This window comes from Oscillatoria salina IIICB1 (assembly GCF_020144665.1).
In the GTDB taxonomy this organism is placed as follows: domain Bacteria; phylum Cyanobacteriota; class Cyanobacteriia; order Cyanobacteriales; family SIO1D9; genus IIICB1.
In genome coordinates this window covers 56,585-81,452 of sequence record NZ_JAAHBQ010000018.1, presented here as the reverse complement: position 1 = coordinate 81,452, position 24,868 = coordinate 56,585, and the positions used below count along the sequence as shown (strand labels likewise).

The 24,868-nt window shown below is 41.5% G+C and carries 17 protein-coding genes; 14 read left to right on the top strand and 3 right to left on the bottom strand.

Going from position 1 to position 24,868, the window contains the following annotated elements; genetic code table 11:
* Positions 1-10: 10 nt before the first annotated feature.
* Complete coding sequence (locus G3T18_RS07120) at positions 11-868, bottom strand: DUF4231 domain-containing protein (RefSeq protein ID WP_224409849.1); 858 nt, start codon at positions 866-868, stop codon at positions 11-13.
* A 175-nt stretch (positions 869-1,043) separates the two neighbouring features.
* On the opposite strand from G3T18_RS07120, the gene glcD reads away from it, so the two are divergent.
* The 3 genes from glcD (at position 1,044) to dxs (ending at position 7,021) form a co-directional block, all read left to right on the top strand.
* Positions 1,044-2,525 carry a glycolate oxidase subunit GlcD gene (glcD, locus tag G3T18_RS07115; RefSeq protein ID WP_224409848.1) on the top strand — a complete coding sequence of 494 codons (1,482 nt, stop codon included), beginning with the start codon at positions 1,044-1,046 and terminating at the stop codon, positions 2,523-2,525.
* A 239-nt stretch (positions 2,526-2,764) separates the two neighbouring features.
* Positions 2,765-4,969, top strand: a complete 2,205-nt coding sequence (locus G3T18_RS07110; RefSeq protein WP_224409847.1) for an ATP-binding protein — start codon at positions 2,765-2,767, stop codon at positions 4,967-4,969.
* A gap of 144 nt (positions 4,970-5,113) precedes the next feature.
* The gene (gene dxs, locus G3T18_RS07105; RefSeq protein WP_224409846.1) at positions 5,114-7,021 is read left to right on the top strand and encodes a 1-deoxy-D-xylulose-5-phosphate synthase; all 1,908 of its coding nucleotides are present in this window, start codon (positions 5,114-5,116) and stop codon (positions 7,019-7,021) included.
* A gap of 205 nt (positions 7,022-7,226) precedes the next feature.
* Here dxs and G3T18_RS07100 read toward each other — a convergent pair whose 3' ends face one another.
* Positions 7,227-7,628: an ExbD/TolR family protein gene (locus G3T18_RS07100; RefSeq protein WP_224409845.1), complete on the bottom strand. Its 402-nt coding sequence runs from the start codon at positions 7,626-7,628 to the stop codon at positions 7,227-7,229.
* Positions 7,612-8,262, bottom strand: a complete 651-nt coding sequence (locus G3T18_RS07095; RefSeq protein ID WP_224409851.1) for a MotA/TolQ/ExbB proton channel family protein — start codon at positions 8,260-8,262, stop codon at positions 7,612-7,614. Before G3T18_RS07095 ends, G3T18_RS07100 begins: the two co-directional genes overlap by 17 nt.
* A gap of 461 nt (positions 8,263-8,723) precedes the next feature.
* On the opposite strand from G3T18_RS07095, the gene G3T18_RS07090 reads away from it, so the two are divergent.
* From G3T18_RS07090 to G3T18_RS07040, 11 genes are all read left to right on the top strand, one after another.
* On the top strand, positions 8,724-8,984 hold the full coding sequence (locus G3T18_RS07090) for an acyl carrier protein (protein WP_224409844.1): 261 nt from the start codon (positions 8,724-8,726) through the stop codon (positions 8,982-8,984).
* The gene (locus G3T18_RS07085) at positions 8,971-9,363 is read left to right on the top strand and encodes a holo-ACP synthase (RefSeq protein ID WP_224409843.1); all 393 of its coding nucleotides are present in this window, start codon (positions 8,971-8,973) and stop codon (positions 9,361-9,363) included. The genes G3T18_RS07090 and G3T18_RS07085 overlap by 14 nt, the downstream gene beginning before the upstream one ends.
* A 20-nt stretch (positions 9,364-9,383) precedes the next feature.
* A complete protein-coding gene (locus G3T18_RS07080; RefSeq protein ID WP_224409842.1) occupies positions 9,384-10,922 on the top strand; it encodes a benzoate-CoA ligase family protein in 1,539 nt (512 codons plus the stop codon).
* A 143-nt stretch (positions 10,923-11,065) separates the two neighbouring features.
* Complete coding sequence (locus tag G3T18_RS07075; RefSeq protein WP_224409841.1) at positions 11,066-12,433, top strand: anthranilate synthase component I family protein; 1,368 nt, start codon at positions 11,066-11,068, stop codon at positions 12,431-12,433.
* Entirely contained in the window at positions 12,433-12,813 is a 381-nt protein-coding gene (locus G3T18_RS07070) for a holo-ACP synthase (RefSeq protein ID WP_224409840.1), read from the top strand. The genes G3T18_RS07075 and G3T18_RS07070 overlap by 1 nt, the downstream gene beginning before the upstream one ends.
* A 91-nt stretch (positions 12,814-12,904) precedes the next feature.
* A complete protein-coding gene (locus G3T18_RS07065) occupies positions 12,905-14,398 on the top strand; it encodes a 3-oxoacyl-[acyl-carrier-protein] synthase III C-terminal domain-containing protein (protein WP_224409839.1) in 1,494 nt (497 codons plus the stop codon).
* Positions 14,399-14,430: 32 nt separating this feature from the next.
* Positions 14,431-17,883 (top strand): non-ribosomal peptide synthetase, encoded by a 3,453-nt coding sequence (locus G3T18_RS07060; protein ID WP_224409838.1) that lies wholly within the window; start codon positions 14,431-14,433, stop codon positions 17,881-17,883.
* Between the two features lie 98 nt (positions 17,884-17,981).
* A complete protein-coding gene (locus tag G3T18_RS07055) occupies positions 17,982-22,496 on the top strand; it encodes a type I polyketide synthase (protein WP_224409837.1) in 4,515 nt (1,504 codons plus the stop codon).
* Positions 22,497-22,538: 42 nt separating this feature from the next.
* Positions 22,539-23,393, top strand: coding sequence for a 3-hydroxyacyl-CoA dehydrogenase family protein (locus G3T18_RS07050; RefSeq protein WP_224409836.1), 855 nt, complete (start codon positions 22,539-22,541; stop codon positions 23,391-23,393).
* 20 nt (positions 23,394-23,413) lie between these two features.
* Positions 23,414-23,662: an acyl carrier protein gene (locus G3T18_RS07045; RefSeq protein WP_224409835.1), complete on the top strand. Its 249-nt coding sequence runs from the start codon at positions 23,414-23,416 to the stop codon at positions 23,660-23,662.
* Positions 23,663-23,680: 18 nt separating this feature from the next.
* Positions 23,681-24,865 (top strand): acyl-CoA dehydrogenase family protein, encoded by a 1,185-nt coding sequence (locus G3T18_RS07040; RefSeq protein WP_224409834.1) that lies wholly within the window; start codon positions 23,681-23,683, stop codon positions 24,863-24,865.
* Positions 24,866-24,868: the final 3 nt, after the last annotated feature.

Below are 24,868 nucleotides of genomic sequence, written 5' to 3'. Positions count from 1 at the left end.
TTACTCTTGTCTAAGCTGGCTGTTTTTGTGGGTTTGACTCGCTAGATTCTTTATTTTCTTCCCCAGATTGTACATTATTTGCTGCTTCTTGTACTTGCTTCAAATGAATACTATTCACTTGGGAAATAAAGTTTTCTATCGCTTGTTTCGCCTTTTTTTGACGTTGAGTTTCGTCTTCTAAATCGTAACAACGATAAGCTTGCGACACACCCAAAATGAATTTTTCTTGTTCAGCTTCCAACAATTCTACAGTTGTATTCGCTGCAATCCAAGTTTCTTGAAAAGGAAAAGAAGTAACAATACTAGCAATAATTGCCGCCAATGCAGGACAAATTACTGGCAGCCATTTTAGCCATTCAATACCAGCTTCGAGTTTATCTACTAAGACCAAAATTGGCGTTACCCCCGATAAAACTACAGTCGAAATTTGCGAAATATAATAAATATTCCGCGAATCTCGCCGCGTTTTTTTGTAATCCTGAATTAACTCTTGACAATAGGATAAAGCCTTTTCCCTCGCCCGAATTATTGAAGTTTGTTGCGGAGAACTATCGCTAGCCATTAAATTAGCATATAGTTCCGCTTTTTTAATTATTTCTGCTTGTTTACTTGTTTGGCGATAATCGTTGAATAATTGACGATTAATTAAGAACAAAAGCAGAAAAATCGCAATCGCAGCCGCCCCAGCAATTGTTACTTGTTTATTACCTGGAAGTAGCAGACTGTAAATAACTGCATAAACAAAACCTGCTAAAAAGAAATACTCAATTAACTTGAGATAAAACCATCCCTTTGGCGTTGATGAAGGCAGACTTTCTGTTACTAGTTGTGAAGTCTCTGTTGCAATTGTACTTTCAGAATTAGTCATTGGCTTAGATTCACTGAAAAGTTTGTGCTATTTTACCATAATTTTGAAATGACCTTGCTTTTACCAAATACTCAGGTTATCGAGATTCTCAAGAATTGCCAAACTTAGACAGAAAAATTCACCAAAATAGGAATTTCTGTTAAAATTATTAGAGAAAAATCTCACTATAGTTAAAATGGTACTTAAAAATATTTTCTCAGATAGCAAAACCAAGTGGACACCAATCGTCAAACAACTGGAAAAAGCGGTTGGCAAAAATGCTGTAGTTCGACGCAAAGAAGAACTACTTACTTATGAATGCGATGGACTAGCTAGCTATCGTCAACGTCCCGCAATTGTTGTCCTTCCTCGCACTACTGAAGAAGTCGCTGCGGCGGTGAAAATTTGCCACGAGAATGATATTCCTTGGGTAGCTAGAGGTGCAGGAACGGGTTTATCTGGTGGTGCGTTACCTGTGAAAGATTGCGTTTTAATTGTCACCGCGAAGATGAACAAAATCCTTAATATTGATTTAGCAAATCAGCAGATTATTGTCCAACCAGGGGTAATTAATAATTGGGTAACGCAAGCAGTTAGCGGTGCAGGCTTTTATTACGCACCCGACCCTTCTAGTCAAATTATTTGCTCGATTGGTGGTAATGTCGCTGAAAATTCTGGCGGCGTTCATTGTCTCAAATATGGGGTAACGACTAATCATGTTTTAGGCTTAAAAATTGTTACTCCTGATGGTGCAATTGTGGACATTGGTGGTGCAGTTCCGGAAATGCCCGGATACGATTTAACTGGTTTATTTGTGGGTTCTGAAGGGACGTTAGGTGTAGCTACAGAAATTAGATTGCGAATCTTAAAAACTCCCGAATCAATTTGTGTGGTTTTAGCTGATTTTAACAGCATTGAAGAAGCAGGAAAAGCCGTAACAGATATTATCTCGGCTGGAGTGATTCCTGCGGGGATGGAAATGATGGATAATCTGAGTATTAATGCTGTAGAAGATGTGGTGGCTACGGGTTGTTATCCTCGTGATGCGGGCGCAATTTTGTTAGTAGAATTGGATGGCTTACAAGTAGAAGTAGCAACAAATAAAGAAAAAGTTGCGGAAATTTGTCGCCAAAATGGGGCGCGAAATATTACTTCGGCAAACGACCAAGAAACTCGTTTAAAATTGTGGAAAGGACGCAAGGCTGCTTTTGCGGCGGCGGGTAAGATGAGTCCGGATTATTTTGTGCAAGATGGGGTGGTTCCGCGAACAAAATTAGCAGAAGTTTTGCGGGAAATTGAGCAGTTAAGTAAAGAATCTGGTTATCAAATTGCGAATGTTTTTCATGCGGGAGATGGCAATCTTCATCCGTTAATTTTATATGATGATTCGGTAGAAGGAGCATTCGCGCAAGTTGAAGAAATTGGCGGGAAAATTTTGCAACTTTGCGTAGAAGCTGGTGGGAGTATCTCAGGAGAACATGGTATTGGGGCGGATAAAAATTGTTATATGCCGGATATGTTTAGTGAGGTAGATTTGGAGACGATGCAGTATGTGCGACAAGTTTTTAATACTAAAGGTTTAGCAAATCCAGGTAAATTATTTCCGACACCTCGCACTTGTGGGGAAGCAGCAAATGCGAAGAAGATGGAACAGTTTAAGGAGGCAGAATTGTTTTAGTTAGGGATTTTTAACCTAAGCCTTTACCTCCTTCTCTGCGAGGGAAGGGGGTGTAAACGATCGCCGAAAATTGCTTGACTGAAAATGTCTTTACTTAATTCGGTAAATTGGTACTTGCAATTTTGAGCAAATTATTTACAGTTAGAAATAGTTGAGAGGATTGTTTTTTATTGTCAAGCTACAAATAATTAACTCTGCCAATTGCATAACAATCTTAAAGTGTGGGAGGAGTAAGTTTGATGGAAGAACCTCAAAAAGAAAACATTACTCTAAACGATATTTTAATTACTGAAAAGCTATCTGGGCGATCGCCGCGTCCTCAGAATTTGCAGGCAGAAGTCCAAGCAATGCAAATCTTAGCACGGCAGAGGTTGAAAAATTCCGCAACTATGCTCCAAAGCCTGGTAGAAATAGCTTTAGAGTTATGTCAGGCAGGAAGCGCAGGCGTGAGTTTGTTAACGATCGGCCCGGAAGGAGAAAAAATCTTTCGCTGGGATGCCTTAGCCGGAACCTTAGCAGAGTACGTCGGCAACGCTGCACCCCGTAATTTTAGCCCTTGTGGAGTCTGTCTCGATCGCGGCACTCCCCAACTTTATCAGCATCCTGAAGAGTATTTTACCTATCTTGAGACTACAAACACACCGATCGCGGAAGGTTTGGTGTTACCTTTAATTGCGGAAAATCAAGCTTTAGGGACAATTTGGATTATGTCCCACGATGAACAGCGACATTTTGACTCGGAAGATGTACGAGTGATGACCAGTCTAGCAGGCTTTACTGCTGCCGCCCTAATTCTCAATCAGCGACAAACCGAGCAATTACAGGCAAAAAATAGTCAACTAGAAGCGGAAATTGTCGAACGTCAACGAGCCGAGTCAGTAGCGAATGAGATGGAAACCTATTTTCGGGCGATCGCCAATCTCGTTCCCGATTTACTCTGGTGTAACGATCTCAAAGGTAACACTTTTTGGTATAATCAGCGCTGGCTCGACTACACTGGGCAAACAATGGCAGAAGCGCAAGGCTATGGCTGGCTTGAGGTTATCCATCCCGAAGATCGTAGCCAATCTCGAACCAACTTTCAACGAGCGGTAGATAAGGGCTATCCCCTACAACAAGAACATCGCATTCGGGACGCAGATGGTAACTATCGCTGGTTTTTAGTCCGGGCTGAACCCCAGCGAGACGAGCAAAATCAGATTGTACGCTGGTTTGGGACAGCCACAGATATTGACAATCTTAAACAAGCTGAAGCCGAACGCGAACAGCTATTGCAACGAGAACAAGCTGCGAGGAAAGAAGCCGAACAAGCTAACTGTGTCAAAGATGAGTTTTTGGCTATTCTCTCCCACGAGTTGCGAACGCCCCTCACCCTGATGCTAGGTTGGGCGAGACTGTTGCAAACTCGTAATTTAACTCAAAGCCAAATAGCTGAAGCTTTGACTGCGATTGAACGAAATGCAATCTTACAAACTCAACTGATTGATGATTTGCTCGACCTGGCGAAAATTTTGCGTGGTAAACTGAGTCTCCAGACGACCTCAGTTAAGCTGACTTCCGTAATTGAAGAGGCTCTCAAAACAGTCACGACCGCAGCGACGAATAAATCGATCTCACTCGATGTTAGTTTACCCAAAATTGGACAAGTATCGGGCGATCGCGCGCGACTCCAGCAAATTTTCTGGAATTTGTTGTCGAATGCGATTAAATTCACTCCTGATGGTGGACGAGTAGAGATTAGCGGCGAAAAAATCCGCAAGCAAGCAAAAATTACAGTCAAGGATACTGGTAAAGGAATTAGTCCAGATTTTCTCCCTCACATTTTTAACTCGTTCCAACAGGAAGATGCTTCGATCTCGCGTCAACATGGAGGATTAGGATTAGGATTAGCGATCGCTCGTCAGTTGGTTGAGGCTCATGGAGGTACAATTACGGCTGATAGTCCTGGTTTAGGTTTGGGAGCAACTTTTACGGTTTGGTTGCCTTTGTTGAATGGGGAAGCGGAAAGCAAAGCGACTCCAGAGTCCTCCTCCTCTGAACTTGAGCTTACCAATATTCGCGTCCTGGCGGTGGATGATGACCCCGATACCCGCCAACTATTAACAATCTTGCTCAAAGAACACAAAGCATCTGTACTTACTGTAGCTTCGGCGACGGAAGTCCTAGCTAATCTAGAATCTTTTCAACCTGATATCTTAATCTGCGATATTGGGATGCCAGATGTTGATGGCTTGATGCTAATCGAGCAGATTCGTAGTTTACCACCGGAAAAAGGCGGACAAATTCCCGCGATCGCCCTAACAGCTTATGTCAGAATTGAAGATCGTCAGCAAGCTTTAGCCCGTGGCTACCAACTCCACCTCAGCAAGCCCTGTGAACCGAAAAACTTAGTTCAGGCGATCGTCAGATTAACAAAAATTAAACATCTCAACTCTCAAGAATAGATAGCAAGCTCGACCGAGCAAAACCGCAGAAATGACCGATTTCTCTCGCTGTTACGGGTAAACTGCTAGACTACTATGCTATGACCGATTAAATCGTTTAGAGTGAAACAAACGCTCGGATAGGACTTTATAAAAAACGCTCGTATGCACATTAATGAAATTACTCATCCGAATCAGTTGCACGGACTTTCCCTCCGTCAACTAGAAGATATAGCCCGTCAAATTCGGGAAAAGCATCTGCAAACCGTAGCTACTAGCGGCGGTCATTTGGGACCGGGTTTGGGTGTTGTCGAACTGACGATCGCTCTTTACCAAACTCTCGATCTCGACCGAGATAAAGTAATTTGGGATGTGGGACACCAGGCTTACCCGCACAAAATGTTGACTGGACGCTACAGCGAGTTTCATACTCTCCGGCAAAAAGATGGCGTTGCCGGCTATCTTAAGCGTTGCGAAAGCAAATTTGACCATTTTGGCGCTGGACACGCTTCGACGAGCATTTCCGCAGGGTTAGGGATGGCTTTAGCTAGGGATGCTAAGGGCGAAGATTTCAAGGTTGTCTCGGTAATTGGCGATGGCGCTTTGACTGGCGGGATGGCGCTGGAAGCGATTAATCATGCTGGACATTTGCCTCATACTAACTTGATGGTGGTCTTAAATGATAACGAAATGTCGATTTCGCCTAACGTGGGCGCAATTTCTCGCTATCTGAACAAAGTCCGCCTTTCTCCTCCCGTGCAGTTTCTTTCTGATAACTTGGAAGAACAATTTAAACATTTGCCCTTTTTTGGCGAAAGTTTGACCCCAGAAATGGAACGAGTCAAAGAAGGGATGAAACGTCTAGCTGTTCCCAAAGTTGGCGCAGTTATTGAAGAATTGGGCTTTAAATATTTCGGTCCGATTGACGGTCATAATTTACAAGAATTAATTTCCACCTTTAAACAGGCGCATAAAGTACCAGGTCCAGTTTTGGTCCACGTCGCGACAGTTAAAGGAAAAGGTTATGCGATCGCGGAAAAGGATCAAGTTGGCTATCACGCGCAAAAACCCTTTAATCTGGCAACTGGAAAAGCCCATCCTTCTAATAAACCTACTCCTCCTAGTTACTCGAAAGTATTTGCTCATACTCTCACTAAACTGGCGGAAAATAACCCGAAAATTATCGGGATTACCGCCGCAATGGCAACTGGGACGGGTTTAGACAAATTACAAGCGAAATTACCCAAACAATACATCGATGTCGGCATCGCCGAACAACACGCGGTGACTCTCGCTGCTGGTTTAGCTTGCGAAGGAATGCGCCCCGTAGCGGCAATTTACTCAACTTTCCTGCAACGCGCTTACGACCAAATTATCCACGACGTTTGCATTCAAAAACTGCCCGTTTTCTTCTGCATGGATCGTGCGGGGATCGTTGGGGCTGACGGACCTACTCACCAAGGAATGTATGATATCGCTTACTTGCGCTGCATTCCCAATATGGTAATTATGGCACCCAAAGACGAAGCTGAATTGCAACGGATGCTTGTCACCGGAATTAACTACACCGATAGCGCGATCGCGATGCGTTATCCTCGTGGTAACGGTGTTGGCGTACCTTTGATGGAAGAAGGTTGGGAACCGATCGAAATTGGTAAAGGCGAAATCCTCCGTAACGGTGACGATATCTTACTCATCGGTTATGGTGCAATGGTACATTCTACCTTGCAAGTTGCGGAAATCCTTAGCGAACACGGGATTGAAGCTACAGTAGTTAATGCCCGTTTTGTCAAGCCTCTGGATACCGATTTAATCGCACCTTTAGCCAAACGTATTGGTAAGGTGGCTACGTTTGAGGAAGGTTGCTTAATCGGTGGCTTTGGTTCGGCGGTAATCGAAGGATTACAAGATAATAACGTTCTTGTTCCGGTCAAGCGTTTTGGTGTACCAGATCTACTAGTAGATCACGCCAAACCTGACCAATCCAAAGCAGATTTAGGTTTGCTACCTTCACAAATGGCGCAAAAAGTGTTACAAACTTTCTTCCAAAAGCAGCCTTCTGTGGTTAGTTAAAAAATGTTGTTTGGCGAAGCAAATAGTTAAATTTTTGCTTCGCTGCGTAACTTTGTAGAGACGTTTTTGACAACGTCTCTACAGGAGAGATTAAATAACTAAATCGGGTATACCAACCAAATTTTCGGCAGTTAAATCGGCTTCGCTAATACCTTCTATCTATAGCAGCGAACAGGAAACCGCGATCGGAGATGTTTAATTATTATTAAGGTTCTTGGGTAGCGATCGCTAATTTTGCTCCTTCTACGTTCCGCAAACTATCCATCACTGCTATCACCTGTCCGTGGTCTACTTTTTCATCGGCGTTGACAATAACTAATGTTTCTGAATTCGGCTCGACTAAACTACGAACTTTCGTTTCTAATTCTGATAATTCTACTGGTTGACGGTTGAGGGCAATGTTACCATCAGACTCAATGGTAACTGTTACTTTGGTACTTGGTTGACTTTGACCTGTGGAGGCTGAAGGTAAATTTACTGGTAAGCCTTCGGAACGAGTCAAGTATAAGCTGGAAATGATAAAGAAAGCCAAAATTGAGAAAATTACATCGATCATCGGGACGATGTTAATTTCCATTCTGTTTTCTGATTCATCGGGTAGTTGCATAAGTTTGCTCTCCTTGCTCGTACTGACGGCGATAAAGCAATTCTAACTGACCGCCATATTCTTGAATTAAGGCTAATTGACGCTGGTAGAAACCGCGAAAAGTATTTGCAAATAAAAGGGTAAAAATGGCGACGACTAATCCCATGACAGTCGAAACCAGTGCTTCGCCGATACCTCCGGTTACTCCTGCGGTGCTTGTTCCCCCAACATCGCCGAGTTTTAAGGCAGAAAAGGCACGAATTAAACCTAATATAGTTCCTAGCAGTCCCAAAAGCGGCGAAACGCTGATGATTGTCTCGAAAATCGTGTTAAAGCGTTTTAAATTCGGGATTTCTGCCTGGGCGGCACTTTCTAAAGCCAAGCGAAATTCCTCTGGGTTGGGACGATCCAATTCTAATGCTTCGAGGAAAATTTTGGCGATCGGTAAGTCGGCGTTTTGGCGCAGCAGGTTAATTGCGTACTGAGGGCTTTGTTGGTACAGCTTGAGTACGTCTCGGATGACTCGACGTTGCCGACGAGTAATTCGATACCAGAAAAATAAGCGTTCCCCGATTAAGCAGACTGCTACTAAGGAAAACACTAATAAAGGAATGGCGACGATTCCACCCGCGATTAAAAAGTTATCGATTGCCATGTGCGTCGATTTGTAAAAGGCTAACGAGCGATCATTGTACGATAATTTTGACATTCGTTCGCAACAAAGTCAAAATTAGTTACTAAAGCTTCTTGGTTAGCCGGAGAGCGGCTTCTGGGAAATCTAGTTTCCGTTCGAGCTTATTCAGAATAATTTGCAATTAAGTTGATGTTTAAGAATGGCAGCTTGTTGACGAAGAAGAGAAATAGTTGCGGATTTGGCGATCGCTCAATCCGCAACAAAGCTTACCTCTAGCTAACTTAAGCTCAAAAAATCCTTAATACATACTTTTACTTTTTAGTCAAGCCCATTAGGTTAAGTCTACTTAGTTAAAAAACTTTTTCAACATTAAGACTTGCTAAAAGGAAAAAACTATACTAAGCTTACTGAAGAATTATTGAAAAAGAATCTCAACTACTGCAAAAGCGAGGTTTGAACGTGGTGGATTGGTATATAGCTTCATGGATAGTCAAAACGTGATGGATACTCTCAAAGCCATCTTGACTGAGTTAGGTATCCCCAAAGATTTGCTTCATCAAGATACGTTACTGCGTCAAGATTTACAGCTTGACTCGACTGAAACCGTCGAAATTGCCCTCAGCTTAAAACGAGAGTTAGGAGTTAGCGTCAAACTTGGAGGTCGTCAAGATTTGACCCTAGCGCAACTTTGTCAACAGGTTGAAGCAGCGAGACAAGCTAATTCTCCAAATGCTGCAATTTGAATCAAAAATAGCAGTCAAAGGAATCGGTATTGATATCACATCTATCGAGAGAATTAGCCGCTTAATCGAGCGGTATGACCGCCAAACATTAGCCTTATTGTTCGCAGAAAAGGAGATAAATTTCTGTCAATTAACAAGTAATCCTCAACAAGCTTATGCACTTTGCTTTGCTGCTAAAGAAGCTGTAGCTAAAGCATTAGGAACTGGATTAGCTGAGATGGACTGGAATGAAATCGAAGTCCAAATAATGCCCGAAAAATTGACAATTAATCTCTCTGGACAAGCAACAACTCAAGCAGAAAAACGAGGAATAAAAAATTGGCTGGTAACTTGGTTTTCTTGGGATAATCATGTCCTGGTTCACGTCGTTGCTATATAACTTATTAACCAAATTTAAAGATGGATAAAATTGCCGAACAGCTACCCGATATTTTTAACGTCGCCGCTTACTTTTTAGAAATGAATTTAGTTTCTGAAAAAAGTGAAAAAATTGCCTTTTATTACCAAGACAAAAGTTATACCTATTCTCAGTTAAATAGTTTCGTGCGACGCACAGCCAGATTATTTTCTGAGCTAGGTTTAGAACGAGAAAATCGGATAGCTATTCTCTTACCAGATAATCCAGAATTCGTATTTGCATTTTGGGGAGCAATTTGGCTTGGTGCTGTACCAGTTCCCATTAATACAAATTGTAGTCTGGAAGATATTCAATATATTTTGCATAATTCCCGCGCCAAAATTTTGTTAACAACTCAAGAGTGGCAAGAAAAACTAACTTTTACTCAGTCTAAGTTTTTGCGTCATCGTCTGCTAACCAACGGAGAAAAACCATTTTTAAGTTTAGTTTCTCAAGAAGATGAAGAAGTAGCTTGCGCCGAAACTTGTCGAGATGAACCTGCATTTTGGCTTTACACTTCTGGTAGCACGGGACGACCAAAAGGAGCAATTCATTTACATCAAAATATGGTAGTTTGTGCCAACAATTATGGTATAAATACTTTAGGGCTGCAAAGTAACGACCTTACTTATTCAGTTGCCAAAATGCCCTTTGCTTACGGCTTAGGAAATACTCTCTATATGCCAATGGCAGTTGGTGCAGCCAGTGTTTTATCAGATGCGAACAATGTCTTTGATATTATTGCCGACATTGAACGTTATCAACCCACAGTTTTCTTTGGTATTCCTAGCATTTATGCTAATATTCTTGCGGTAGCAGAAATTGCTTCGTTAGATACATCTTGCCTGCGCTTATGTGTATCAGCCGCCGAACAATTACCTAAGAGTGTTTGGCAACAGTGGCTTGATACTTATAACTTAGAAATTTGTGAAGGAATTGGGACAACTGAATTTCTACATATTTTTCTCTCAAATCGAGTGGGAAAATGTAAGCCTGGTAGTTCGGGATTTCCCGTTTCAGGTTATGATGTTCGGGTTGTTAATGACAATGGTTTACCTTGTTCTCCCGGTGAAATTGGCAACCTTCAGGTAAGTGGTGAAAGCTTGATGTTGGGTTATTGGAACCGACTGCAACAGACGAGAAAAGTTATCTGTGGTGAGATGATGAAAACGGGAGATAAGTATCAGCGCGATGCTGATGGTTATTTCTGGTTTATGGGGCGAAAAGATGACCTTTTTAAGGTTAATGGTCAGTGGATATCGCCTTTAGAAATTGAGGATATTTTGCATCAGCATCCGCAAATTTTGGAAGTAGCGGTAGTACCAAGTTCTAATTTTGGCGAACAATTAACTCAAGTTGTGGCTTATGTAACTTTGAAACCACAACAACAAGCTTCATCGGAATTAGAGGATAGCATTCGTCAATTTTCCAAGCAAAAATTACCTCATTTTAAAGCCCCGAAAGTTATTAATTTTGTTGAGAGTTTACCGCGTACATCCACGGGAAAAATTCATCGTCAAAAATTAGGGATTGGGGACTAGGGATTGGGTTCAGTTAACAGTTAACAGTTAACAGTGAACAGTTAACAGTTTATTCGCTAATTGCTTGTTGTCTCCAATCTCTACTGATAACTGGTAATTGATAACTAAGAACTAATAAAAAACTTACACAAAGGAGTTGATTAATGTTAACAGAATTGAAGCCAGCGATTAATTTTTACGAGACATTTGTTTCGGGGAAAAAGAAACCTATTGTAGTTTTGCAGAATCTCTTAAAAGCTGGTATTGTTAATAATTATGTGATGTACCAAGGTAAAAATGAGGTTCGGATTGCGGCTAATGAGTTAATTAAAGTTGCAGTCAGTAAAGATTCGGTTTCTTTACAAGGAATGGGAAAGATTTCTTCTGCACCTGTTAGCGACCCTTGGGAACAAGTAGCAGAATTATTTAATAATTTGCCGATTGAAAATTGGACTGCTTATGGATATGTGGCTTTTGATATTGCTAGATTTTATTCGTCATACTCGAAAGCAATTGAACAAGATATTCTTTATTTTTTCATACCAGAAATTGAACTGCGTTTCACAGAAAGAGGCGTTTATGTGAGAAGTACGCGGTCAGTGGAGCAAATTTGTAGTTTATTGTTTATAGATAGTGAAATTCCTAATTATGTAGCAAATGAGTTAGTTGTTGATTTTGGCGATTGGCGCAGTAGCGCCAGCGCCGTAAACGGCGATCGCGTAAAATATCAACAGCAAATTAATACTCTAATTAAAGCAATTAAAAACTCGGAACTGCATAAGGCAATTATTTCTCGTTCGGTTAAAATTTCTGGCGATTTAGATGTTTTGGGAACTTATGTAGTTGGTTCTCAAGCTAACAATGCACCACGTTCTTATTGCTTAAAAATAGACGATGTTCGTGCGGTTGGTTTTAGTCCAGAAATTTTAATAGATTTGAATAAAGATGGTTTTGTTGTCACAAATCCTTTAGCAGGAACTCGACCTCGTGGTGGAGATTTACCAGAAGATATTCGCTTTAATAGCGAACTTTTTACTGATGCGAAAGAAGTTAAAGAACACGCACTTTCAATTTGGTTAGCACAAAGCGAAATAGCTTCAGTTTCTTTACCAGAAACAGTGCAAATTTTTAACTTTATGGAGGTGAAAAAATATCGCTGCGTCCAACATTTATCTTCACGAGTTGGCGGTCAATTGAAACCAGAAAAAACTCTCTGGGATGCGTTGAAAGTTCTATTTCCTGGAATCACAGTTTCGGGAATTGATAAAACAAAAGCCCTCGAATGGATTGACCGTTTAGAAACTGAACCGAGGGGAATTTATGCTGGAGGGATAGGTTGGGTTAATAGTCAGGGAATGGCAGATTTAGCGATCGCTATTCGCTCAGTATACCAATATGGTGATTCTATCTACTTAAATGCGGGAGCGGGAATTGTGGCTGAGTCTATTCCGGAAAATGAGTATATCGAGTCAGTTAATAAGATGAATACGATGTTAACTAATTTGGTTTTGCAGTCGGGAAAGTCTAATTAATGAATAAAGTAATTATTGGTCATCAATTAGAAGTTATTTCGACAAATTATCTCAAAGAAAGTATTGAGAAAATAGGTGAAGATTTTGCGATGAAGTATTTCACAACCAGAGAAAGAAATACACCAAATTTAGGTTCGACGCGCAATGAATATTTTGCAGGGCGTTTGGCTGCTAAACAAGCGGTGTTGAAAATTCTTGGTGCTGAAAATATTCCCTGGACTGACATTGAAGTGGAACGATTGTTAACAGGTGAACCTGCAATTGTTTTGTACCGCGAAGCTAAATTTTGGGAGCGTCAATTGGGTATTATTCAATGGTTTGTGAGTATTAGTCATACATCATCTTATGCTGCTGCTAGTGTGTTGGCTGTTGGGGGTTAGAGATTGGTGATTGGGAATTGGTGATTGGGGATTGGTGATTGGGGACTGGGGATTGGGAAAGAGAGAAAAAGTTGAGAAAAAATTTGAAGTTATGCTCAAAATACCCGTAGGAATTAGTTCACTTGCAATTAGTTTTCCTAGCTTAATTCGTACTAATGATTATTGGCAAAAAAAGCCGACTGCACAGCCGAAATTAAGACGAGTTAGGAGGACAAAAACTACTGAATATACAAATAGTAATTCGGGGCTAGATATTTGGTCGCAAGCAGTCGCACCTTATTTGGCTGACCCTTTTCGGGGTTCTGTGGAACGACGGGTGTTGAGTTCGGGTGAGTCTTCGCTGAAATTGGAGTGTCAAGCTGCACGAGATGCACTTAACGCGGCACAGCTTGCACCGGATAAGGTAGAATTGGCGATCGCGGCTGCTATTTTCCCCGATTCGCCCGGTTTCGGCATTGCCCCTTATCTCGCCCGTGAACTGGATTTGCGTTGTCCGGCTTGGAATCTCGAATCTACTTGTTCGAGTGCCTTAATCGCGCTACAAAGTGCCTCTGCGTTGATCCAAACAGGGGTATACCAGAATGCCCTAGTTGTGGTTTCTCATTTTGGTTCCCAGGCTGTGGATGAGGAAGATTCTCTTTCGTCGTCGATGGGTGATGCAGCCGGAGCATTTTTGGTTACTTCTGTCAAGGCTAATCAAGGAATTCTCGCTTGTGAAGTTGTCCACACGGCTGCAACTATAGAAGCATATTCTCACGAAATTGAGCGCGATCGCCAGGGTAAACCTCGCTTGCGGACTCGCACAGGTGAAAATCCGAGTATCCTTGCCGAAACTGCGGTAGAATTTGTGCGGAGTTGTTGCGATCGCGCACTGGCTGCCGCCAATGTTACTCTTGACCAAATTGCGTTTTTTGTCTTTAATACTCCTACGGCTTGGTATGCTAGCGTTTGTGCGCGATCGCTGAATATCGATCCCGAACGCACGATTAATCTTTATCCTCGATACGCAAATATCGGTCCCGTCTTTCCCCTCGCTGGTTTGTACCATGCAGCCGCAGCCGGTAAAATTCGCGAAAATGACTTAATTCTCGTCTATACTAACGGTGCAGCCGCGACAGCCGCAGCGACGGTGATGCGTTGGGGAAATGTTGCTTTGGGTTGTCCTCCAAAACCACCCATTAATGTTACTTTAGCACAAGAAAAAATTCAGCTTCCGGTAGTTATTAATTCTCCCAAAGCAGCGAGAATCAACCGAGAAAAATTACTTAATCTTTCATTAAATGAGCAACAAGAAAAGTTAGAAATTTATCTACAAGAAATCATCGCAAGTTTACTTCAACGTTCCTCATCCGAGTTGAATTCCGATCTCATTCTTGCTGACTGTCTCGACTCATTAACAGCAATCATGCTGAAAAATCAACTCGAAACAGACTTACAAATTAGTTTTGCGATCGCCGAATTCTTCGGAACAACTACAATCGCCAGTTTAGCGCAAAAATTAGTTCAGCAACTAACTATCTTTAACTTAACCACTTCTCACTCGAATTCGATTCCAAACGAAGAACGAGAAATTTTAACTATCTAAATTTCATTATGTCTAACTTAGTAAACAAAAAAATGAAATTACCTTCACTTTTAACTTATCTTGCTCAACAAAATGTCAAACTAGCGACTCAGGGAAATTCCCTCGATATTGATGCACCCAAAGGTATAATTACCGCCGAAATTCGCCAAGCATTAATCGAACATAAAAGCGAAATTATCTCCTTACTTCAGCAAAACCAAACCAACACATCTAAATCCGTTTCTCCCGAATTACCGACAATCAAACCAGCACCAGAACTGCGTTACGAACCATTTCCCTTAACCGATATGCAGTACGCTTTCTGGGTAGGAAGAAGCGGAGTCTTAGAACTAGGTAACGTTGCTAATCATGGCTACTACGAAATAGAAACTAAAAACTTAAATCTAGACCGCTTAAATAAAGCCTTACAAAAATTGATCGCGCGACATGATATGCTCAGAGCAATTGTGTTACCCGACGGTCAACAAAAAATCCTGCGTGATGTACCTCCTTATCAAATGAAAGTCTTAGATTTGCGAGGACAAAATCAGGAAACCATCGCAGAAAAAATCAGCGAAGTTCGCGCTCATTTATCTCATCAAGTGCTACCTGCTGACCAATTTCCCCTCTTTGATTTTCGCGTCACCTGTTTAACTGAAGAAACTTTTCGCTTACATATTAGTTACGACTTGCAAGTCTTTGATGCTTGGAGTTTATTTCGTCTTTTTGATGAATGGTTTCTCCTCTATGAAAATCCCGAAACTGCTTTACCAGATTTAGAAATTTCCTTTCGCGATTATGTCTTAGCAGAACAAGAATTACAAAAAATTCAATTGTATCAAGCTTCGAGAAACTATTGGTTGTCTCGCTTAGACAAGTTACCCCCAGCCCCAGACTTACCTTTAGCGAAGACACCACAAGAAGTAACTCAACCACAGAATAAACGCTATCAAGCACGACTCAACCAAACTGACTGGAAACAGTTGCAACAACGAGCAAAAATAGCAGGTTTGACAGGTTCGGGAGTGTTACTCGCTGCTTTTGCAGAAGTTTTGACACTTTGGAGTAAGAGTCCGGAATTTACGCTGAATCTGGCTTTATTCAACCGTCTACCCTTGCATTCCCAAGTAAATGACATTTTAGGGGATTTTACTTCAGTGACGCTGCTAGCGGTACATAATAAAGGTCAGGAATCATTTACCGAACGAGCAGTTCGACTTCAGCAACAATTGTGGCAAGATTTAGAACATCGCTATTTTAATGGTGTTCGGGTAATTAGAGAATGGAATCGTTCTCAAAAAAATGCCCCGAATACTATACCTATCGTCTTTACTAGCACCTTGGGTTTTCGTTCTCTGGGTCAGGAAACCTCAACTTTCAGTCATTTTGGCGAATTAGTCTATGGTATCACCCAAGCGTCTCAAGCTTGGATGGATGTACAAGTTTGGGAGGAAAAGGGAGAGTTAACTTTTAACTGGGATGTGGTTGAGGAACTCTTCCCAGAAGGTTTAATTGAAGATATGTTTGCGAGTTATGAGCGTTTCCTGAAAGAGTTGGCTACTTCCGAGTCGGTTTGGGTGGAGAAGCAAAGACAAATTTTACCGAAGTCTCAGTTAGTGCAAATAAATGCTGTTAATGCGACAGATGCACCGATTTCCGAGAAACTCTTACAGGAGTTATTTACGGCTCAAATTCAGCAACGAGGAGAGTCAATTGCCGTAATTTCGCCCCAGTATAAATTAAGTTATCGCGAATTAGGCGATCGCGTAAATCAAGTTGCTCATAAACTTCGTTCCTTAAATGTCACTCCTAACCAATTAGTCGCGGTTGTCATGGAGAAAGGTTGGGAACAAATCGTTGCTGTCATGGGTATTTTAACTGCTGGGGCTGCTTACGTTCCCATCGACCCTAGTTTACCGAAAGAACGCCTCGACTATCTCCTCGAAAATAGTCAAGCACAAATCATTCTTACTCAATCTTGGCTACAACCAACCTTACCTGCAACTTCTTTCTGTCTCGATAACGAAGACTTAACCCAAGAAAGTACCGAACCTCTACAACCCCTTCAAACCCCAGATGATTTAGCTTATCTCATCTATACCTCCGGTTCCACAGGTACTCCCAAGGGAGTCATGATAAACCACAAAGGCGTTGTCAATACAATTCTCGACATTAACCAACGTTTTCAAATTCGTCCAAATGACCGAGTATTGGCTTTATCTGCCCTCAATTTTGACTTATCGGTTTACGATATTTTTGGGACTTTAGCGGCTGGGGGAACAATTGTCATTCCCGAAGCATCTCTGGAACGCGAACCTGCTCATTGGGCGGAATTAATTCTCCAGCAGCAAGTAACTATTTGGAATTCCGTTCCAGCTTTGATGCAGATGATGGTAGACTACGCCCAAAGTAACGGGGAAGTTTTGCCAAGTTTGCGATTGGTTTTACTCAGTGGCGACTGGCTTCCTTTAACTTTACCAACTCAAATCAAATCTTTGTCCCCAGATAGCCAAATTATTAGCTTAGGTGGTGCTACCGAGGCTTCAATTTGGTCTATTCTTTATCCTATTGACATCATTGACCCAATTTGGAAGAGTATTCCTTATGGTCGTCCGATGGTTAATCAGCGTTTCTATGTCTTCAATGAAGAGTTAGAATTATCTCCAGTTTGGGTTCCCGGACAACTTTATATTGGTGGAATTGGGCTAGCTTTGGGTTACTGGCGAAATCATGCAAAAACAGCCGCTAGCTTTATTATTCATCCTCGCACAGGTGAACGACTTTACCGCACGGGCGATTTAGGGCGTTATCTCCCGGATGGTACGATTGAATTTCTCGGACGAGAGGATTTTCAAGTCAAAATTCGCGGATATCGCATTGAATTAGGGGAAATTGAGGCAGCGTTGAGAGAACATTCGGCTGTGGAGAAAGCGGTTGTTACCGTTGCGACTAATCAAGTTTTGGTAGCTTATGTGGTTGCTAATGAGGCGGTTTCAAGTGAGGAATTGCGTAGTTTTCTCCGTCGGAAGCTACCAGAGTATATGTTACCATCGGCGATCGCGTTTCTCAACTCTTTACCTCTCTCAGCAAATGGAAAAGTAGACCGTCGCGCACTTCCTCATCCTGACAGTTTCCTACAAGATTTTCAAGCTACTTATGTCGCACCTCAGAATCATCTCGAACAAACAATTACTGCTGTTTGGCAAGAAGTTTTAAACTTAGAAAAAATTGGCGTTAACGATCATTTCTTTGAAATTGGTGGCAATTCTTTATCGATCGCCAAAGTTTACAATAATTTGCAGAAAATATTACCAGATGAGGTAAAATATATTTCATTAGTCGATTTATTTAAGTATCCGAAAATTAAGGCTTTAGCTAAATATTTAAGTGAAGCTTCTCAAGCAAAAACTGAGCCACAAAAAAGTCCTGAATTGGTGAAAAAAATCTCGGCGGGTAAAAGTCGCTTGCAGCAAAGATTGCAAAAATCGCGGGCGGCTCAAGGGTAAATTTATTAGCCAAGCTTTAGTTAGCAAAATATCAAACCTAAGTTTAGTTAAATCTCCAAATTTATTAGCAAATTCTCAGCTTAAATAACCAAAGTAAGATGAATAATGAAACAAACGATTTAGAAGTAGCAGTAATTGGGTTGGCTGGGCGTTTCCCCGGTAGCAAAAATATCGCAGAATTTTGGGATAACTTGACAAATGGACGCGAATATGTTTCAAAGTTTGATAACTCAGAAACCGCCGAACGAGAAATTAAAGCGGCGGGATTATTAGCAGATATTGACTTATTTGATGCGGCATTTTTTGGCTTTTCTCCTAAAGAAGCCGAAATCGTCGATCCCCAACATCGAATCTTATTAGAATGCGCTTGGACAGCATTAGAAAACGCTGGATATGACTCAGAAAGAGAAGAAAGACCCATAGGAGTTTATGCGGGAATAGGAACCAGCACTTATTTGCTTTACAATCTTTTCCCCAACAACGTGAGAGAAACTCTCGGCTATTTTCCTACTTTACTCGCGCACGACAAAGATTATGCAGCTACCAGAGTTTCTTATAAATTAAATCTCAGTGGACCAAGCGTTAGTGTGGGAACTGCTTGTTCGAGTTCCTTAGTTGCAGTTCACTTAGCTTATCAAAGTTTATTAAGTGGCGAATGTGACCTAGCTTTAGCGGCTGGAGTATCAATTAAAGCACCGCAAAATGAAATAACTCTTTGTCCCGAAGGAATTTCTCCCGACGGTCATTGTCGCGCATTTGATGCGAAAGCTCAAGGTACAGTTGGGGGTAATGGAGTCGGGGTAGTTGTCCTCAAAAGACTCGAAGACGCGATCGCAGACAGAGATTATATTTATGCAGTAATTAAAGGTTCGGCAATTAATAACGATGGTGCGGGAAAAGTTAGTTATACAGCACCAAGTGAATCAGCCCAAGCCAAGGTGATTCGTGCCGCGCAAATTATGGCGGAAGTTGAACCAGAAACGATTAGTTATATTGAAACTCATGGAACCGGAACTGCGCTGGGAGATCCGATTGAAGTTGCGGCGTTAAAACAAGCTTTTGCAACGGAGAAAAAAGGTTTTTGCGCCCTTGGTTCGGTGAAAACAAATATTGGACATTTAGACGCAGCCGCCGGAATTGCGGGCTTCATTAAGACGGTTTTAGCTTTAGAAAAAAAGTGTCTCCCTCCGATAATTAATTTCGAGACACCAAATCCTCAAATAGATTTTGTTAATAGTCCTTTTTATGTCAATACAAAGTTAACTGAGTGGAAAGCTAACGGAAGTCCCCGTCGGGCTGGGGTGAGTTCGTTTGGTTTTGGCGGTACGAATGCTCATGTTATTCTCGAAGAATCTACTAATGGTAGAGACGTTGCAGACAACGTTTCTACACCTCAGTTGTTGATATTATCGGCGAAAACGCGATCGGCTTTAGATACAGCGACAGAAAATTTAGCTGCATATTTGCAACAAAATCCGCAACTGAATTTAGCTGATGTGGCTTATACTTTACAGATGGGTCGCCGAGAATTTGAGTATCGACGAGTTGTAGTTGGGAAAGATATCGAAGATGCAACTGCGTCGCTGCGAGATCCTCAAAGATTTCTGACTTCTCAAGCGGAAACCAGCGAAATTCCCGTAGTTTTCCTGTTTACCGGGTTGGGAACTCAATATGTCAATATGGCGAAGGAACTGTATCAAAATGAAGCAGTATTTCAAAATGCGATCGCGCGTTGTTGCGAATTCCTCAAACCTTTGCTTGGAATCGATTTAAGAGAGATAATTTATCCTGGTGATTGGGTAACTTCCTCTAATCCAACTACATCTAAGATCGATTTACGACAAATGTTAAATCGTACCTCCGCATCTCTCGACGAAAATAGCCAAAAACTCAACCAAACTCAGATTACCCAACCTGCGATTTTTGTCATCGAGTACGCATTAGCCCAATTATGGCTGTCTTGGGGAATATATCCCACAGCAGCGATCGGTTACAGTATTGGTGAATACGTTGCGGCAACCATAGCCGGAGTTTTATCCTTAGAAGATGCCTTAACTTTGGTCGCGAAAAGGGCGCAAATGATTGCTAAACTACCAGGTGGAGCGATGTTAGCAATTCCTCTGGCTGAGGCTGAAGTACGTCCCTTCCTCAACTCAGAATTGTCCTTATCTGCGGTTAACGGAAGCAAACTTTGCGTCGTTGCGGGAACAAAGGAAGCAGTAGCAAAATTAGCTAACCAATTAGCTGAAAACGGACAAGCTTATCGACACTTACAGACATCCCACGCTTTCCATTCTCAGATGATGGAGGCGATCGCGCAACCTTTCACGGAATTAGTCAAAACAATCAACCTCAAACCACCGCAAATTCCTTATATCTCCAATGTTACCGGAACTTGGATAACTGCCGCAGAAGCGACAAATCCCGAATATTGGACTAAGCATCTGTGTCAACCTGTACGTTTTGCAGACGGAATTAAAGAATTAGCGCAACAACAACCAATTTTCTTAGAAGTGGGACCCGGACAAACCTTGAGTAGCTTAACTGTACAGTGTTTAGAAGAGGAAGGAAATGTTTTTAGTTCCCTACGCGATGCTTACACCCAACAGTCAGATGAGGAATTTTTACTTCATACTTTAGGTCAGTTGTGGTTATCGGGAGTTAAAATCGATTGGTCAAAATTTGCGGCTGAGAAGCAACTTTATCGCATTCCCTTACCAACTTATCCTTTTGAACGTCAGCGTTACTGGTTGGAACCGCCAAAATCTGCCACTATTTTACCTAGTTCTACCAGAAAGTCAGATCCCGCCGATTGGTTCTATGTTCCCACCTGGAAGCAATCAATCTTACCGGAAATCAAAGTAGCGCAAAAGTGTAGTTATTTGGTGTTTGCAGAGGAAACTCAGCTAAGTTCGCAAATTTTACAGCGATTAACATCAGAAAACGAAGCAGTTGTCACTGTCAGGATGGGAGAGAAATTCGTCCGAGTTAGCGAGATCGAATATACCATTAACCCTGACTCGAAAAATGACTATCAGCAACTTCTGCAAAGTCTGCAAGCAAATAAGCAAATTCCTCATCGGATTTTACATCTATGGAGTCTCAAGCTAAATCAAGAAAAGGAAGATTTTAGCCAAACCCAAGCTTACAACTTTTATAGTCTTTTGTTTCTCACTCAAGCAATTAGCGAACAACTAATTAACGATGCGATTGACATTTGGGTAATATCTAGGGGAATGCACGCAATTGAAAGCATTGATGTCTGTCATCCCGAAAAAGCGACTTTGTTAGGATTATGCAAAGTTATTCCCCAAGAATACAGCAATCTTACCTGTCATAGTCTGGATTTAGCCGCAAATCTTACCTCACCGGAAATAGATTTGCTGCTGAGTGAATTCGCAACTCAAACTGATGATTTGATTATCGCTTACCGAGGAAAGCAACGATGGTTGCAAACTTTTACCCCAGTCAAACTCGACAAAATCGTGGAATTACCTCAACGCTTGCGTCCGGAAGGAGTATATCTGATTACCGGAGGATTGGGAAGAATTGGCTTAACAATTGCTGAATATCTCGCCAGAACTGTCAGCGCCAAGTTAGTATTAGTAGGACGTTCCGGACTACCACCGGAAGCTAGCACAAAGATCGAGAAAGTGCGACAATTAGAAGAATTAGGAGCAGAAGTGGCGATCGCAACAGCAGATGTCGCTGACGAAACTCAAATGCAGCAAGTATTTTCCCAAGCAGAAAAGCGCTTCGGTAAAGTTAATGGGGTAATTCATGCAGCCGCTTTTATTGGTGAAGAAATCGTCCGCACCATTCAAGAAACCACCCCCAAAGAATGTGAATTACAGTTTCGCGCTAAAGTCTACGGACTCTACACTTTAGAGAAAATTTTGTCAGACAAAGAAGTTGATTTTTGTTTCTTAATTTCCTCAATTGGTGCAGTCTTAGGTGGAGTAGGCTTTGCTGCTTATACAGCGACAAATAACTTTGTCGATGCTTTTGCTAGCCGACAAAATCAACTCGGAAAAACTCACTGGTGCAGTGCAAATTGGTTTCACGCCGAAAATACCAACTTACTGCGAAATTCCTTAGCTGAAACAACTGCAAACTCAAACGAAACCGCCGTTTTCCAACAAGAAACAATCGATGCTTTGCAGCGAATATTTTCTTATCGCTTAGTTCCCCAAATTGCAATTTGGCGTACCGATTTAACTGCGGAAATTGACAAATGGCTGAAACGTCAATCTCTTCCTAATCCAACAGCAGTAACTAAATCAGAGCAAAATAAGGAAAATTCGCGCCGACGCACTGCTTATATTGCACCGCGCAACGAAACTGAGCGCCAAATTGCCGAACTCTATCAAGAATTTTTAGGAATCGAATTAGTCAGCATTCATGACAATTTCTTTGCTTTAGGAGGACATTCTTTATTAGCCACCCAATTAATTCATCGTCTGCGACAAACTTTTCAGTTAGAAGTTCCCTTGCGAGCGTTTATCGAAGCTCCTTCAATTGCCGAATTTGCCGTCTTAATTGAAGAAATGGTCTTGGCGGAAATCGAAAATTTAACTGAAGAGGAAGCAGCAGAATTGATTGTCAATAGCTGATTTTAGCTAAAAACAGTTACATAATTGAGGAAAAGAGCAAAAATGGAAATTAAAACAGTTGGCGTAATCGGGGCTGGTGTCATGGGTGTCGGGGTAGCGCAAAACCTCGCTCAAACCAATCATCAAGTCATCCTCATAGATGTTACAGAGGAAATTCTCGAACAAGCGAAACAACAAGTTAAAAATAATCTCCGCTTTCAAGGATTTTTCAAACAAAAGCAGCCAGCAGAAAATCCAGACGAAGTTCTCAGTCGCATCAAATTCACAACAAATTACCAATTTCTCAAAGCGGCGGAATTTGTCATCGAAAATACCACCGAAAAATGGGAGATTAAGCAAAAAGTTTATGCACAAATTGACGAAAGCTGTCCGCCAAATTGTGTATTTGCTGCCAACACTTCTGCCATTTCCATTACAAAAATTGGCTCAGTAACTAAACGTCCCGAAAAAGTTATTGGGATTCATTTCATGAACCCAGTACCAATGAAAGAAATGGTCGAAATGATTCGCGGCTATCACACCTCCGAGGAAACAATTGAGACAGCCAAAAAAATGTTGTCTCAAATGAACAAAGACTGTATTATAGTTAATGACTCACCCGGTTTTGTTTCTAACCGCGTGTTAATGTTGACAATCAATGAAGCCATTTATCTAGTCCAAGAAAACGTAGCTTCAGCTTCAGAAATCGATCGCCTATTCAAAACCTGTTTTGGTCACAAAATGGGACCTTTAGAAACAGCCGACTTAATTGGCTTAGATACAATTCTTTATTCAATCGAAGTTTTGTTTGAAAGTTTTAACGATAGTAAATATCGACCTTGCAATTTACTCAAAAAAATGGTAGATGCTAAATTGTACGGTCGGAAAAGTGGACAAGGTTTCTATACTTATAGCTAAAATTTAGGGCAAATTTTAACATGAATGAAATTAAAACAAAAATCAAGAATTTCCTCTCACCATACTTTGGAACTCGCGAAATCAAAGACGATGAAGATATCTTTGCTGCGGGCTTCGTTAATTCAATGTTCGCGATGCAATTAGTCTTATTTATCGAGCAAGAATTTCAAATTTCAATCGAGAACGAAGACCTAGAATTTGACAATTTCCGCACGATAGAAGCCATGACTCGTTTAGTAGAAGCCAAAACCACCGTGTTAGCAAACTAACAATTGAGTTCACGAAAAATGCAACTAGAATTAACTCCTCAGCAAAAAGAAAAGCAAATAGCATATAGAAGCTTCGTAGACAGCGAAATCATGGATATCGCCGATCGCTGCGATCGCCAAGAACACACGCCAAAAGACCTGATTGACAAATTAGCCCAAAAAGGTTATTTAGGGGCAGTGCTGCCGCAGGAATGGGGCGGTGGTGGCATCGACGCGATCGCCTATGGTCTTCTTTGTGAAGAAATTGGGCGAGGTTGTTCTTCCCTGCGGAGTTTGCTAACTGTTCACAACATGGTTGCTTATGCTTTGCTGAAATGGGGAAGTAAATCTCAAAAAGAATATTGGTTGCCGAAATTAGCCACTGGAGAAGTATTAGGTGCGTTTGCTTTAAGCGAACCAAATATCGGTAGCGATGCGAAAAATGTCGAAACTACTGCTACAAATTCCGGTAACTCTTATATCTTAAACGGGCAGAAAAAATGGATTACCTACGGTCAAATTGCCGATGTCTTTTTAGTCTTTGCACAATGGGACAATCAACCCTCAGCTTTTTTAGTTCCTAAAAATAGCCCAGGACTAACAATTAAACCCATTTCCGGAATGTTAGGCGTGCGAGCTTCCATGTTAGCAGAATTGCACCTCAACGATTGTCAAATTCCTCAAGAAAATTTGGTCGGTAGACGAGGTTTTGGTTTCTCTTGTGTGGCTAATTCCGCACTAGATTATGGGAGATATAGTGTAGCTTGGGGTTGTGTTGGTATTGCTCAAGCTTGTTTAGAAGCTTGCTTGCAATATACCAGTCAGCGACAGCAATTTGGTGTAGCTTTGAAAGAGCATCAATTAATCCGCCAAATGATTACAGAAATGGTCGTCAATGTGAAAGCAGCGAGGCTACTTTGTTATCAAGCAGGCTACCTCAAAGATAAAGGAGATCCTCGCTCAATTATGGAAACTTCCATTGCGAAATATTTCGCCTCGACAACAGCAACAAAAATCGCTAATGATGCGGTGCAAATTCATGGTGGAAATGGTTGTAGCGGTGACTACCCCGTCCAAAGATATTGGCGAGATGCAAAAATAATGGAAATCATCGAAGGTAGCACCCAAATTCAACAAATTGCGATCGCCGATTATGGTTATCAACAACATAGTTTAGCGGCTTTTTCTCGCGATTTATCAGCAAAGGTATTGACAAATAGTTAGAAT

Excerpts from the sequence above, each read along its gene's own strand:
- G3T18_RS07120 (WP_224409849.1), bottom strand. The coding sequence starts at position 868 with ATGACTAATTCTGAAAGTACAATTGCAACAGAGACTTCACAACTAGTA.
- glcD (WP_224409848.1), top strand. The coding sequence starts at position 1,044 with ATGGTACTTAAAAATATTTTCTCAGATAGCAAAACCAAGTGGACACCA.
- G3T18_RS07110 (WP_224409847.1), top strand. The coding sequence starts at position 2,765 with ATGGAAGAACCTCAAAAAGAAAACATTACTCTAAACGATATTTTAATT.
- dxs (WP_224409846.1), top strand. The coding sequence starts at position 5,114 with ATGCACATTAATGAAATTACTCATCCGAATCAGTTGCACGGACTTTCC.
- G3T18_RS07100 (WP_224409845.1), bottom strand. The coding sequence starts at position 7,628 with ATGCAACTACCCGATGAATCAGAAAACAGAATGGAAATTAACATCGTC.
- G3T18_RS07095 (WP_224409851.1), bottom strand. The coding sequence starts at position 8,262 with ATGGCAATCGATAACTTTTTAATCGCGGGTGGAATCGTCGCCATTCCT.
- G3T18_RS07090 (WP_224409844.1), top strand. The coding sequence starts at position 8,724 with ATGGATAGTCAAAACGTGATGGATACTCTCAAAGCCATCTTGACTGAG.
- G3T18_RS07085 (WP_224409843.1), top strand. The coding sequence starts at position 8,971 with ATGCTGCAATTTGAATCAAAAATAGCAGTCAAAGGAATCGGTATTGAT.
- G3T18_RS07080 (WP_224409842.1), top strand. The coding sequence starts at position 9,384 with ATGGATAAAATTGCCGAACAGCTACCCGATATTTTTAACGTCGCCGCT.
- G3T18_RS07075 (WP_224409841.1), top strand. The coding sequence starts at position 11,066 with ATGTTAACAGAATTGAAGCCAGCGATTAATTTTTACGAGACATTTGTT.
- G3T18_RS07070 (WP_224409840.1), top strand. The coding sequence starts at position 12,433 with ATGAATAAAGTAATTATTGGTCATCAATTAGAAGTTATTTCGACAAAT.
- G3T18_RS07065 (WP_224409839.1), top strand. The coding sequence starts at position 12,905 with ATGCTCAAAATACCCGTAGGAATTAGTTCACTTGCAATTAGTTTTCCT.
- G3T18_RS07060 (WP_224409838.1), top strand. The coding sequence starts at position 14,431 with ATGAAATTACCTTCACTTTTAACTTATCTTGCTCAACAAAATGTCAAA.
- G3T18_RS07055 (WP_224409837.1), top strand. The coding sequence starts at position 17,982 with ATGAATAATGAAACAAACGATTTAGAAGTAGCAGTAATTGGGTTGGCT.
- G3T18_RS07050 (WP_224409836.1), top strand. The coding sequence starts at position 22,539 with ATGGAAATTAAAACAGTTGGCGTAATCGGGGCTGGTGTCATGGGTGTC.
- G3T18_RS07045 (WP_224409835.1), top strand. The coding sequence starts at position 23,414 with ATGAATGAAATTAAAACAAAAATCAAGAATTTCCTCTCACCATACTTT.
- G3T18_RS07040 (WP_224409834.1), top strand. The coding sequence starts at position 23,681 with ATGCAACTAGAATTAACTCCTCAGCAAAAAGAAAAGCAAATAGCATAT.